Annotated in this window: 11 protein-coding genes and 1 pseudogene; 5 read left to right on the forward strand and 7 right to left on the reverse strand. The window is 42.9% G+C overall.

Annotated elements, in window-relative coordinates; translation table 11 throughout:
- The 5 genes from PN457_RS09045 to PN457_RS09065 form a co-directional block, all read right to left on the reverse strand.
- Positions 1 to 436: Rpn family recombination-promoting nuclease/putative transposase (locus tag PN457_RS09045; protein WP_271732775.1), on the reverse strand; the 436-nt coding region annotated here is incomplete at its 3' end.
- 276 nt (positions 437 to 712) lie between these two features.
- Positions 713 to 2,200: a site-2 protease family protein gene (locus PN457_RS09050; protein WP_271732777.1), complete on the reverse strand. Its 1,488-nt coding sequence runs from the start codon at positions 2,198 to 2,200 to the stop codon at positions 713 to 715.
- Between the two features lie 105 nt (positions 2,201 to 2,305).
- Entirely contained in the window at positions 2,306 to 3,565 is a 1,260-nt protein-coding gene (coaBC, locus tag PN457_RS09055) for a bifunctional phosphopantothenoylcysteine decarboxylase/phosphopantothenate--cysteine ligase CoaBC (RefSeq protein ID WP_271732778.1), read from the reverse strand.
- A gap of 45 nt (positions 3,566 to 3,610) precedes the next feature.
- Positions 3,611 to 3,823: a protein IsiD gene (isiD, locus tag PN457_RS09060; RefSeq protein ID WP_271732779.1), complete on the reverse strand. Its 213-nt coding sequence runs from the start codon at positions 3,821 to 3,823 to the stop codon at positions 3,611 to 3,613.
- Between the two features lie 179 nt (positions 3,824 to 4,002).
- On the reverse strand, positions 4,003 to 4,623 hold the full coding sequence (locus tag PN457_RS09065) for an alpha/beta hydrolase (protein WP_271732781.1): 621 nt from the start codon (positions 4,621 to 4,623) through the stop codon (positions 4,003 to 4,005).
- Between the two features lie 131 nt (positions 4,624 to 4,754).
- Here PN457_RS09065 and PN457_RS09070 point away from each other — a divergent pair, with 131 nt between their 5' ends.
- Positions 4,755 to 6,287, forward strand: coding sequence for a SagB/ThcOx family dehydrogenase (locus PN457_RS09070; protein ID WP_271732790.1), 1,533 nt, complete (start codon positions 4,755 to 4,757; stop codon positions 6,285 to 6,287).
- A gap of 35 nt (positions 6,288 to 6,322) precedes the next feature.
- Here the strand turns inward: PN457_RS09070 and PN457_RS09075 are convergent, their stop codons facing one another.
- The gene (locus PN457_RS09075) at positions 6,323 to 7,348 is read right to left on the reverse strand and encodes a CobW family GTP-binding protein (protein ID WP_271732782.1); all 1,026 of its coding nucleotides are present in this window, start codon (positions 7,346 to 7,348) and stop codon (positions 6,323 to 6,325) included.
- Between the two features lie 307 nt (positions 7,349 to 7,655).
- Between PN457_RS09075 and PN457_RS09080 the strand changes: the two genes are divergently transcribed.
- From PN457_RS09080 to PN457_RS09095, 4 genes are all read left to right on the forward strand, one after another.
- Positions 7,656 to 8,804, forward strand: a complete 1,149-nt coding sequence (locus PN457_RS09080) for an AI-2E family transporter (RefSeq protein WP_271732783.1) — start codon at positions 7,656 to 7,658, stop codon at positions 8,802 to 8,804.
- A 260-nt stretch (positions 8,805 to 9,064) separates the two neighbouring features.
- Positions 9,065 to 9,460, forward strand: a complete 396-nt coding sequence (tnpA, locus tag PN457_RS09085; RefSeq protein ID WP_271732785.1) for an IS200/IS605 family transposase — start codon at positions 9,065 to 9,067, stop codon at positions 9,458 to 9,460.
- Positions 9,461 to 9,577: 117 nt separating this feature from the next.
- Positions 9,578 to 11,014 (forward strand): TldD/PmbA family protein, encoded by a 1,437-nt coding sequence (locus tag PN457_RS09090; RefSeq protein WP_271732786.1) that lies wholly within the window; start codon positions 9,578 to 9,580, stop codon positions 11,012 to 11,014.
- A 99-nt stretch (positions 11,015 to 11,113) separates the two neighbouring features.
- Complete coding sequence (locus PN457_RS09095; protein ID WP_271732789.1) at positions 11,114 to 12,442, forward strand: TldD/PmbA family protein; 1,329 nt, start codon at positions 11,114 to 11,116, stop codon at positions 12,440 to 12,442.
- A 141-nt stretch (positions 12,443 to 12,583) separates the two neighbouring features.
- On the opposite strand, the pseudogene PN457_RS09100 reads toward PN457_RS09095, so the two are convergent.
- Positions 12,584 to 13,031 (reverse strand): annotated as a pseudogene (locus tag PN457_RS09100) (ATP-binding protein); the annotation flags it as partial.

Consider the following 13,031-nt stretch of genomic DNA (forward strand, 5'->3'; position numbering starts at 1 on the left):
ATTTGAGGTTATTTAGCTGAATGGTAAAGTAGTTAAATTCCAGTATTTTTCGGTTGGGAAAGTTAACGGTATATTGGCTTTTTTCTGGGCGTTTTGGTTCGTCGTATGAGAAGATAACTATAGGAAATATGGGGAGTAAGTATTTAGCATCTAACCGAGCGAAGTAATGGAACATTCGCCGTTCAAATTCTTTCTGATTATAGGCTTGATTTTCTAGGTGAATGAGAAAGTAACTGTCTTGTTTTTCCCATTTTACTTGTGCTAATAAATCTATTTTTCTTTTGTCTCCAGAGGTGACATCGGTAAATATTTCTTCTGGTAAGAATGTGAGGGTGTCTGTTTCTACATACTCTAATACTTCTGGTAAAAACAGTTCGATAAATTCCCAAAAGAAGGTTTGGATTAATTCTTTAAATAGTCTATCGTGGTCTATCATTGGCGGTTATCATATTTGATTTCATGAAATTACAGGTTGGGTTCAATAGCACCAGGGGATAAAATCCCGCCTGTGTTGGGTTTGTTTACGTCAATTAAACCTAAAAAAAATTAGCTTTTTCTGTCATGGTGATTTGTGTAATTGTGGTTGCTGAGGTGAGGGGATGGGAACTGGATGGGGTCAAACAATATTTGATACACTAATCATGACATTTTTACCCCCCTTAATCCCCCCTTGTAGGGGGGGAAACAATAAAATCAAGTCCCCTCCCCTTAATTAACCGCCAATCCCTAATCTTCCGGCCACACCGGGAGTCAAAGGTAACAGAGTAGTAATCATTAAAAACAGTGCTAATAAACCTAAAGCGGCTCTGGTATCATCTGGTTCGGTGATTTCATTTAAACTCGGGCGTTCCAAATCTCTTTGTAACAAGAAAATCACTACGGCCCAGTAAATAGCCAGGGGATTGCCTAAAGAAATCAGACCCAGTAGAATTAAAGTGGCTGTAGTTGCGCGTCCTGCGGTTTTGCGGCCATAAATTGCTTGGACAATCCGCCCACCGTCCAATTGTCCAGCTGGCATTAAATTCAAAGCTGTAACTACTAATCCTAGCCAACCAATCACTACCAGGGGATGGACACTAACCGTAGATGATTGTAAGGCCGAACCCAGAACCACCCGCGCCAAACCACCTACCAAAATAGAACCCTGGAAAAACTGATTAGGTAGTTGAAATAAACTACCAGGGTGGGAAAGTAGCAAACCACTAATTAACATTAATAAGGAGAGAATACCACCAGCAGCAGGACCAGCCAAAGCAATATCAAATAGGACTTTACGATTAGGTAACAGAGACTCAAAGCGAGTAATTGCACCAAAGGAACCTATTTGCACAGCTGGTAAAAAGAAAGGCCAGCTTAAGCGGACTTGGTGACGACGAGCTACTAACCAATGACCGATTTCATGAGTTGCTAAAATTGCAAATATCCCCGCAGCAATGGGTAAAGCCTCTGCAAAGCGTCCGGGATTGGTAAAAAAGTCAAAATTCAGCAACAAACCCGCAGCTTCCAAGCTGGTGGCGATAGTTGCGACCAACAGAATGACTGCAAACAACTTTTGTTGTAATGACATCGGACGGGGATCATTACGGCTAGGTAAAATAATTACTACCGGTTTACCCTCTGTACCATCCACTAAAAACAGCCGATATTTATCCCCTAATTTGGCTTGTAAACTGGCGGTTAGGGTGTTGTGAATTGCTTCGGGTTCTCCGCGCAGATTACCTTTAAATATTGCTCCTTCTTGATAAGAGATAGTTTCTGTGGTAAAAAAGGTATCAATACCAAAAATAGAGCGAATAGCGCTTAAATCTTCCTCCGGAATGGGTACAGCTTCAATTTTCAGTTCTGCTAATACCACTTGGGGGGTATTTTCTCTTGTAGGTGCAGAATCCCCTGCTAACCTTTCGGTGGCCTGTTGTTTAATGATTGCATCTTGTCCAGCAGCGCGTAACTGTCTACCTAAAAAGATATATAACGCTGCAGAGCTGACTACTAAAATCAATATACCAGCTATATTAATGTCAATGCCAGCGGCAAACAAACCAAAAAACAGTAACCAGGGAACCATCAACACGACGGACTGTAACCAGGCTAAGATTCCCAGTTTCCCAAAGGGTCTAGCGCGATAAAAGCCCCAACCTAAAATACCCACAGCAATTAATAAAATTATCCCCACAATGGGAATCTCTGACACAGTAAACATTTGCAAACCCTTCACTGTAAAAAAAATTAGCCTGAACTAGTCAGCCGTTACACACATTATAAGGAAAATGCCGAAGAGACCGAAAAATAACAACTTTTCCTACTCTCACTCTCGTTGTTTGCGCCTGAGCGCCTCTGGGTGAAATAACCCCAAAAAATCAAATAAACAATGTGCTAGTTGTAACTTGGAAACTAGGGGAATTTCTACCTGATTTCCTTGTTGATCTAAAAAAACCGCCTGATTATCGTCACTAGCAAAACCGCTCTCAGGTTTATCAATGGGGTTAGCAACAATCACATCTAAATTTTTATACTGCAACTTCGCCCGCGCTGGGGTGATTATATCCCCGGTCTGTGCTGCAAACCCGACTAATAGCTGTGATGGTTGTTTAAGTTGGGCTAAGTGGGCAATTATATCTGGTACTGGTTTCAAGGGTAAAGAACTGGGGAGCGATCGCTTAGGTAACTTCTGTGTACTATAATCTCTAGGCTTGACATCTGCCACCGCTGCGGACATAATAATTATGTTAGCATCCTGTAGGTGAGATTTCATCGCCGCACCCATAGACTCTGCACTTACCACGGGTATAGCTTCCACTCCTAGGGGTACTTCCCAACTAGCAGGGCCATGTACCAAGGTGACCTTTGCGCCTCGGTGCATGGCTGCTTGTGCTAAAGCTAGCCCCATTTTACCTGTGGAGGGATTACCAATAAACCGCACCGGGTCAAGATATTCTCTAGTTCCCCCGGCACTAATTAAGACATTTTGCCCTTGTAAATCTCGCTTACCACTAGTATGTAACAGAGATTGGATATAAGTTAAAATTTCCTGCGGTTCTGCCATTCTCCCCTGACCAATGCGATCGCAAGCCAACAGACCCGACCCTACAAACATACCATGATACCTGGCATCTGTCAATAACTGTTGCCAATTGCGCTGCACCGCCACCTGTGCCCACATATCGGTATTCATGGCTGGTGCTAACAACACCGGACAACTAGAAGCCAGCACAGTATTTGTGAGTAAATTGTCAGCCAGACCACAAGCCAACTTAGCCAAAGTATGAGCCGTCAGAGGGGCAATTACCAACAAATCTGCCCATTCTCCCAAATCAATATGCAAAGGTCGGGAGTGATTTGCTTGCCAAAAATCATCATCTGTGTATGCACAATGGCGAGAGAGGGTAGCCAAAGTTAAAGGGGTGATAAATTGTTGTGCAGCTTGGGTAAGAATTACCCGGACTTCCACCCCAGTTTTAAACAAGCTGGAAACCAATTCACAGACCTTGTAGGCGGCGATCCCACCACCTACAGCAATGATGACCCTTTTTTTGCGGTTTCGAGTTTGGGACTGGAGATAGAGCATGGTCAAAAATTAGGAGTTATTACATAACTCCTAATTATGAAACCATTATGCTTCGTCGTAGGCTTCTAAATCCAAGAGGTAGATATAGGGTTCAACCAACTCAGGACGCTGAAAGGCGATCGCACGCAACAGATGCCAATCATTTAAACCCTCAAAGGCATTGCCGTAATTATCTACTTCCAGACGATTAGCCAACTCTTGCACATCTGTAGTAGTCATAGCAGAAATGTTTTTCTGAGAAATGGTTAAAGTTTTCACAATGCTTGCCCCTCCCTTATGCAGAATTCTTACCACAACCTCCGTAACGTGGAGACCCAGCATGACTTGAGTTTTAGCTGTGACGCTGCCACCCAATCTATCTTACTCATTAGAGAGGCCATATTTCCGAAAAAATTCCAATTTTTTTACCATAGTGCGGAAAAAAATTGTACCCCAGACTACCCAATCACATTAACCACAAAATTGCGTAGCACATCTAACATCTGGGGCTGAATTTCATGACCCACATCAAACTCATGGTACTGCACCCCCACCCCCAGGGACTCCATAAACTCCCGTGCTTTGACAGCGGCCGCCAGTGGCACAACCTGATCATACCTACCATGCATAATTAAACATGGGGTCAAATCAGCTTTAGTCGTGGTTACCAAATCAGGATGTAAATATCCACTCATCACCACTAACCCCCCTAGAGACAATTTTAACCCCAGATCCAAAGTCATAGCCCCTCCCTGAGAAAAACCACACAAAATAGTCTGGGACAAAGGTACACCAGTAATACTCTCCAAAGATTGCAACCAACCCCTTAATAATTCCCGACTTTCGGGTAAACCTGCATACATATTTTCCATTCTCAGGTCATACCAAGCCCTCCCAGTAGAAGAATTGGCAAAAGGAAACGGTGCATTAGGAAACACAAACTGGTAATCAGGTAACTTAAAAAATGGTGCTAAAGATGCTAGATCTTCAGCATTAGCACCCCAACCATGTAAACAGACAATTAAACCAGTCGGTGGTTGAGGTGTGGAACGGGGAAGAGAAATAAACTGTAGAGACATTAGTCTTATTATATAAGCGCTAGACAGGTTAAAACCTAAGGTAACTTGAAACTTTGTACGAATTAACACGAAACAATCGGGCTGATGAATGCCAAGATCAAAATAAACCAGCCAAGAGCATTGAAATTAATATGCCAGAACTACGCGAATCCATTGCTCAACACTACCACGAACGGACTAAATACGATCCTGAAACCCTAGCCTCTAAATCTCAAGGATTAGACTGGGCTAAACAACCAGTACCCTTTAAAGAATACAAAATTGGTACCACCTTCGACCTCAAGCCCTATATTCAAGAAACAGCACAGACATTGGCTGATAACCCCGATGCTCAGTGGTGGCGGAGACTTTCGCGGTTACTGTTTCGCAGTTATGGACTCACAGCCAGAATGCCTTCCATGGGTAGTGCAGTATACTTACGAGCCGCTCCCAGTGCGGGGGGATTATATCCGGCGGAAGTTTATCTAGTTTCCCGTGGGACGGGGTTATTACCACCGGGATTATATAACTACCAATGTCGGGATCACTCTCTGATGCATTATTGGGAAAGTGATGTCTGGACAGCTTTACAGTCAGCTTGTTTTGACCATCCAGCCATAGAAAATACCCAATTAGCAATAATCATCACCGGGGTTTTTTATCGTTCAGCTTGGCGATATGAGGATAGAGCCTACCGCCGCATTTTTTTAGATACAGGCCACTTGCTGGGCAATATTGAGCTAGCAGCAGCCATGAATGACTATCGCCCCCACTTAATTGGTGGCTTTGTGGATGAAGCAGTCAATGACCTATTGTATATTGACTCCGAACAAGAGGGAGCCTTAGCTATTCTAGCCTTGGCAGATTTATTAGATATTGAAGAAAATTTACCACCGGGATGTACAGCTTTACCCTCCACCAGTGAAACCAATTATCCCCCCATCCCCGATGGTGAATTACTCAAATATTTTCACTCTCGCACCCAAATTACCCCAGATGCAACTCATCAGACTTATTTACCCTCCCCTAAGTCAGAGAATCTTTTAGAAGATAAATACAATTTTCCTTTCTGTCTGAAAGTTACCACCGCTACTACTCCCATTAATTGGGGAGCAAAGCTGTCAGGTTTAGAAACAACCATGTATAAGCGACGTTCTACCCGGGCCTACAGTGGTGATGATTTAACCTTGGATGAACTCAAAAGTTTACTTGATTTCACCTATCAACCCCAAAATTACCTCCACCAAGGTTTAGATAGTTCTCCCGATTACTTTGACCCCAACCTCATTGAAACATTTATTGCCGTTAGTGGGGTGAATGGTTTAGAGTCTGGTTGTTATTATTACGCCCCCAAAGCCCAAGAATTACGACAAATTCGCTTCAAAAACTTTCGCCGAGAGTTACACTTTCTCTGCTTGGGACAAGATTTAGGCCGGGATGCTGCGGTAGTCCTGTTCCATACGGCTGATCTTAAATCCGCGATCGCTCAATATGGCGATCGCGTTTACCGTTATTTACACATGGATGCTGGACATTTAGGACAAAGACTAAATTTAGCCGCTACCCATTTGAGTGTAGGCGTTAGTGGTATCGGTGGCTTCTTTGACGACCAAGTTAATGAGATTTTAGGCATTCCCGCAGATGAAGCGGTGATATATGTCACCACACTAGGAAGACCAAGGTAAAAAAGCACCGAAAACCCACCCCTGTGATCTGCTTCTTATTTCTCCTGTTCAGAAATGCAGTTTTCTAACTGAGAAATCAGAGCTTCCCCATCCAAATTTTGACCAATTAGCACTAACTGGGTTTTCGGTGTACCTTTCCATTCATCATCATTTAAAGTAAAGCGTTTACCACAAAGGTGGAAAATATGACGGTTAGGACTTTCTTCAAACCAGATAATTCCTTTAGCTCGGAAAATATTTGTCGGTAATTGGTTATCTAGGAAATACTGAAATTTTCTAATACTAAAAGCCTGGTCAGTTTGGAAAGAAACAGAACTGAAACCGTCATTTTCTAAATGGTGGGAATGGTGATGGTGATCATGGTCGTGGTCACAGTTTGAGTGGTCATGGTCATCCACTTCCTGAAAATACTTGTCAGAGGTAAACAAACCCACACTGAGAATTAAACCTAGGGGAACTTGCGATCGCACCGTGCGGATAATTCTCGCACCTTCTTTAACATCATTAATTTTCCGTTCCAAATCCCTCAAAGCCGCCTCATCAACTAAATCGGCTTTATTCAGGATAATGATATCACCATAGGCAATTTGACTATATGCCGCCTCAGCGTTAAATAAATCCAAGCTGTAGTTAGCTGCATCTACCACCGTAATAATTGAGTCCAGACGGGTTAAATCTCGTAACTCCGTACCCAGAAAAGTTAAAGCAACTGGTAACGGGTCAGCTAGTCCCGTGGTTTCCACCACCAAATAATCTAAATTATCTTGGCGTTCTAAAACTTGGTAAACCGCATCTACCAAATCATTATTAATAGTACAGCAAATACAACCATTGCTCAGGGCAATCATATTCTCTTCCGTAGAGACAATCAACTCATTATCAATAGCGATTTCCCCAAATTCATTGACTAAAACCGCAGTTTTTAAACCCTGTTGATTACCGAGAATATGATTTAATAAAGTCGTCTTGCCACTACCAAGAAAACCAGTAATAATTGTCACTGGGATTCCTTGCTTTGGTGCATCCATTTTTGTCAATTCGGCAGTAACTAATGTTTCCATAGAGATGTAATCAAATATAGTCATCCTATTTGACTTGAGAAATTATGAGTGAGGAAAGGGAACAGGGAACAGGGAACAGGGAACAGAAATTGTTCATGAATCATTTAGGATTGCTATATCAAAAAATCATGTTAATTCCTCAGAAGTGCCTAGGTAGGAAAAAATGGTAGATTTCTCCCCTGACGTACTAGCATGGGAATACACAACAGTGATGGCAGGTGTTTTACCCCATTATTACCGATGATGATCACAAAATTCCACCGCCATCTATGGAATTTTCTCATCACTAATGACTACATAATCAAATATGTCTGAACAGCGTAAGTCTATTTCCTTATCTGACCTTTTCCTCATTGTTGCCACCTTTTTCGTCGTCGTCCTCCTGTGGCAATTACGGAGCTTATTAGTAATTTTAATGATTTCCGTAGTCTTAGCTTCTGCGATCGCCCCCTTAGTCAACGCCGCGGAAAAAATACATCTTAAGCGTTGGCTAGGGGTAATTATCGTCTATGTTAGCTTAATTTCTGGATTAATTGGCGCTGGCTTAATCATTGGGCCATCGGTTTCGGAACAGATTCAGCGACTAGCTAGTAAACTACCGATGTATTTAGATAATTTGTGGAATGCTGCGGAAAATCTGGCCTTGCGACTGGGAATTACTCAAATAGAGTCAGTGGAAGAATTTTTTGACCTCCAGTCAGTAGCTAACTGGTTACTGCGTTCGAGTCAACAGCTAGTTGTACGTTCCTTTGGCTTTACTCGTGGTTTTATTGGGGGGGTAGTAAATCTAATTTTGTCCCTGGTCATCTCCGCCTATATGGTAGCTGGAAGTAAAAACTTAATTCAAGGTCTGGTGAGTCTGTTTCCCCAACCTTGGGACGAACGTCTAGGGGCGCAAGTTATCCCGATTGCTCGGCGCATGGGAGGATATATTCAAGGACGAGTCTTAGTTTCTGCCATTCTCGGTGTTGTGATTACCGTGGGATTGAGGATTTTAGGACTATCAGAATTTGCCTTAGCTCTCGGTGTAATTGCGGGTTTTACTAACTTAATTCCCTTTGTCGGTCCAGTCTTAGGAGCAATTCCGGCTTTAATTGTCGCCATTCCCCAAAGTGGTTTGACTTTTTTGTGGGTATTGCTGTTATTTGTGATTATTCAAAACGTAGAAACTTATGTTCTTGACCCCCTGCTAGTGGGTTCTTCTGTGCGAGTGGGTCCTTTATATCAACTTTTAGCTGTACTGGGAGGAACGCAAGTTTTAGGAATTATTGGCGCTGTAATTGTCCCCCCTTGGGTAGCGGGTGTAGGTGTACTGGTAGAAAATCTTTATTTACAGCCGAAGTTATTAAGTGAACAAAAATCTGCTGTTTGCAACTCATCTGTAACTTCAGATAATCAATCAAATTCACAGACAAGTATTACATCCGATGCTGTCTCTCCCACGGCGGAAAGTTAATGGAAATTTTAGATTTCACCTTGATATATAGCCTTTTTCAGGCTCATGAAGTACACACCTATTCCCTATTCCCTATTCCCTGTTCCCTATTCCCTGTTCCCTATTCCCTGTTCCCTGTTCCCTGTTCCCTCAAACTAAAAAAAATTGTACCTCACGAGCATGGGAAATGCTATAGACAATGTGAGGTTTTTGTTAAGTTATACTTTAGGCATAGTGTAAATATGATACCATTTTCGTTGCCAAAAAGAATAGACATCTCAATGCAACCTCTATACAATCATTACAGTGATGCCATTGGTTTAGTCAGTGTTCACTTGATCTGGATGACCTACGGACATGAAAGAATATTTGCCGAGAGCGCACTTCTTAAGCAACAGTGTATCAAAGTATTTCAGACTGTTGCTGATGATAAAAAATGGATGATTAAAGCTCTAGAAATCGCGCCAGATCAAGTTTATTTACAAGTGGAGTATGACCACCATCACTCTATTGCTCAGGTAGTAAAAGCCTTTCAAGGTCGTTCTTGCAGAATTCTCCGCCGGGAATTTCCGGAGCTACGCAGACTACCCAACTTATGGAGACCTTCTTATATATTTGATACCACTGGCAAAGTCAGCACTGCATTTGTTGCCGATGACAGCCAAAATGGCCATTAAAAATCAACCTATTCCCGCATCTGTATAGTTTGGTGCGGGAGTTTGGGGTTTAGCCATTGTAATTTTATAGTATAAATAATTAATTAGTAATTAACCTATTCATAATTTCCTATCAATATGTGGTCTGAACTTACACAAGCGATCGCTAATCTGAACATTGCAGCTGATTGGATTGGAATTAGAACCGTCAAGACAAACGCATCCACCCGTCATGTGCGGGATGGGTTACCCCAAATCAACGGTAAAACTTCCACCATGGGAGCTATGCTAGAAGTTTTAGTTAATGGCTGTCTAGGTTATGCAGCCACAACCTCTCTAGAATTACCATCACTACAAGCAGCAGCCCATACAGCATATCAACAAGCGCTAGCAGCAAGCAAATGGTGGATATATCCCTTTAACGCCAATCAACGCCCTAAAGTGGTGGGGGAATATAACTCACCCTACCTGGAACCCTTAGATGGTTTGTGTCCTGGAGAAATCAATAATTTCTTGGTGCGTATATGTCAGGGGTTAAAAGTTAATGACAAAATTGTTCAAACCTCAGCCAGCGCCACCACCACCGAAAGAGAAACTTGGTTTGTCAGCAGCAACGGTTCCCAAGTATATCAAAAAATTGTCTCCCTAGGAACCCATTATGGGGCGATCGCCCAAGATGGTACAATAGTCCAACAACGCAGTAACAATGGTTGGCAAGCACACTGCTATCAAGGCGGATGGGAGCTATTAAAACAAGAGCAATTATGGCAGCGAGTGCAGCAAATTGGCGAGCAAGCAGTAGAACTGCTAACCGCTACAGAATGTCCCAACACCCGCACCAACCTACTTTTAGCACCTGACCAAATGATGCTGCAAATTCACGAAAGCGTCGGACATCCCCTAGAAATTGACCGCATTTTAGGAGACGAACGCAACTACGCCGGGGGGAGCTTTGTCAAACCCAGTGACTTTGGTAACCTAGAATACGGTTCACCCCTAATGAACATCACCTTTGACCCCACCGTACCCGGGGAATTTGCTAGCTACGGATTTGATGATACAGGCGCAGTAGCCACAAAAGAATATGTAATTAAACAAGGCGTACTACAAAGGGGACTAGGTAGCTTAGAAAGCCAAGCTAGAGCCAATATACCCGGTGTAGCTTGCGCTCGTGCTTGTTCCTGGAACCGTCCCCCCATAGACCGCATGGCTAACTTAAACCTAGAACCAGGGAACCAAACCACAGCAGAAATCATCAGCGGTATAGAACAGGGAATTTACATGGAATCCAATCGCTCCTGGTCAATAGACGATCGCCGTTATAAATTCCAATTTGGTTGTGAATATGCCAAACTAATTGAAAACGGTCAACTTACTAAAACCCTACGCAACCCCAACTATAGAGCCACCACCCCGGAATTTTGGCACAGTCTCACCCACATAGGTGATGCTGACACCTGGGAAATGTATGGTACCGCCATGTGTGGTAAGGGTGAACCTAATCAAGCCATTTGGGTAGGACATGGTTCACCCCTGTGTGTGTTTGCTAATGTGGAGGTTTTTGGGGGTGGTTAAACAACTGCTTACCCCACCCACAAGCATCCTGCAACTTTTACTATATTAAACCCCACTCATCCCTAACTATCCCCAGAAATTCCCCCTCAAAAACACCCCATGACTTTAGAAAACAGTTTCAATCAACTTATAGAAACACTACTGATAGAAAAAACAGTCACGGAAGAATTTACCCTCAGACTCAGCAGTGAACACAGCCAATTTACTCGTTTCAACCATGGGAAGGTGAGACAAACAGGTGTAGTTGCTGACGGTTCCATAGAATTAACTTTAATGGAAAATCAGCGCCGCAGCTTTCGCTGTTTTCCCCTGACAGGGAACAGGGAAATAGACTCCCTCGCAGCACACACAGCATTGCTCGAACTCCGCCAAGAATTGCAAGTTTTACCCCTTGACCCCTATTTAGTGTTACCATCAGGCAATAATATTAGTCGCGAAGTCAATTCTGGGCAATTATTACCACAAGAATCCGTAGTTACAACTATATTAGCCCAGGTGGGGGATTTAGACTTTACTGGTCTTTATGCCGGAGGGTTAGTGATTAAAGCCTATGCTGATTCTCAAGGTCAAAAACACTGGTTTACCACTGATACCTTTACCTTAGATTATTCCCTATTTGATACCTGTGGACAAGCAGTTAAAGTCATCCTTGCTGGTAGTCATTGGGATGACAGCGCTTACATCGCCAAGATGAGCGCAGCTAAAACCCAACTAAAATTACTTTCCCGTCCAGCTAAACAATTGACACCGGGACGGTATAAAACTTATTTTGCTCCCGCAGCAGTAGCAGATTTATTAGATATGCTTTCCTGGTCAGCGGTGAGTGAGGCTGATTTACAACAGGGAAACAGTGCTTTGGCTATGCTATCACGCCAAGAAAAACAACTATCCCCTAAGTTTAGTTTAACAGAAAACTTTCAACAGGGGTTTGTACCCCGATTTAATCAATTAGGAGAAATGGTAGCTCCTGAATTACCCATAATTACACAGGGGGTTTTGGTTAATACTCTAGTTAATTCTCGCACCGCTAAGGAATACGGTAAAGTCGCCAATGGTGCTAATAGCTCGGAAACTTTGCGATCGCCCCACATCAGTCCGGGTAATTTAGGCGTTGACGAGATTCTCAGGAGTTTAGATACAGGACTATATATATCTAATTTACATTACCTCAACTGGAGCGATCGCCCCACCGGGAGAATTACCGGGATGACTCGTTATGCTTGTTTTTGGGTAGAACAGGGGGAAATCATCGCCCCGATTGAAAATTTACGCTTTGATGAAAGTCTCTATCGTTTTTGGGGAGATAATCTTGTAGAGTTCACCAACTTTCAAGAGTTCATCCCCGATGTGGGAACTTATGAGAGTCGTCAATTAGGAGGTAGTCTGGTTCCGGGAATGTTGGTAAATGACTTCACCTACACTTTATAGAAAATAACTTCCTTGTGCTTGTAGCAGCGCTTCGCATTTAGTTACACAGATCCCCGACTTCTGGACAAGTTATATGAGATTATGTCAATTATCTAAGAAGTCGGGGATCTTACCCCCAGTCAACCGTCAACAAATCCAAACCTACCCCCGAATTACTGTAATATTTCTCCCTTGAGGACTCAGGGTTATTTCCGTGGTGGTGCGATCGCTGATGGGGGGTAAATTGGGGCGACGGTCAAATATTACTAACCATCCTGTATCTAGATTGAGTCCTGATAAATACTTATCTAACTGTATCAATCCTTGGGGTAAGGGGTCGGGTTTACCCTGTTTCCATACTTTTAATTCCATCCCTAAGACTACATCCCCATAACGCAGACATATATCCATCCTCCCGGAACCTATGGCGTATTCCCGTTCTAAGCTACCACCACCATTAACGACACGGTGTAAAAATGCCATTAATACTAAGTGAGGCGCAATTTCTGGGTACGGGGTGCTTTTAAATAACGGTTCCCCGTGTTGTCGCCAAAAGTCTAAGAATAAGTCTAATAATTTTTCTGGGATTAATTCACCAGTAGGACTCAAC

Origin of the sequence: Anabaenopsis arnoldii (assembly GCF_028331025.1) — a bacterium.
GTDB classification, from domain to species: domain Bacteria; phylum Cyanobacteriota; class Cyanobacteriia; order Cyanobacteriales; family Nostocaceae; genus Anabaenopsis; species Anabaenopsis arnoldii.

Coding starts and splice junctions, on each gene's coding strand:
- PN457_RS09065 (WP_271732781.1), bottom strand. CDS start 4,623: ATGTCTCTACAGTTTATTTCTCTTCCCCGTTCCACACCTCAACCACCG.
- coaBC (WP_271732778.1), bottom strand. CDS start 3,565: ATGCTCTATCTCCAGTCCCAAACTCGAAACCGCAAAAAAAGGGTCATC.
- tnpA (WP_271732785.1), top strand. CDS start 9,065: ATGCAACCTCTATACAATCATTACAGTGATGCCATTGGTTTAGTCAGT.
- PN457_RS09090 (WP_271732786.1), top strand. CDS start 9,578: ATGTGGTCTGAACTTACACAAGCGATCGCTAATCTGAACATTGCAGCT.
- PN457_RS09050 (WP_271732777.1), bottom strand. CDS start 2,200: ATGTTTACTGTGTCAGAGATTCCCATTGTGGGGATAATTTTATTAATT.
- PN457_RS09070 (WP_271732790.1), top strand. CDS start 4,755: ATGCCAGAACTACGCGAATCCATTGCTCAACACTACCACGAACGGACT.
- PN457_RS09075 (WP_271732782.1), bottom strand. CDS start 7,348: ATGGAAACATTAGTTACTGCCGAATTGACAAAAATGGATGCACCAAAG.
- PN457_RS09095 (WP_271732789.1), top strand. CDS start 11,114: ATGACTTTAGAAAACAGTTTCAATCAACTTATAGAAACACTACTGATA.
- PN457_RS09080 (WP_271732783.1), top strand. CDS start 7,656: ATGTCTGAACAGCGTAAGTCTATTTCCTTATCTGACCTTTTCCTCATT.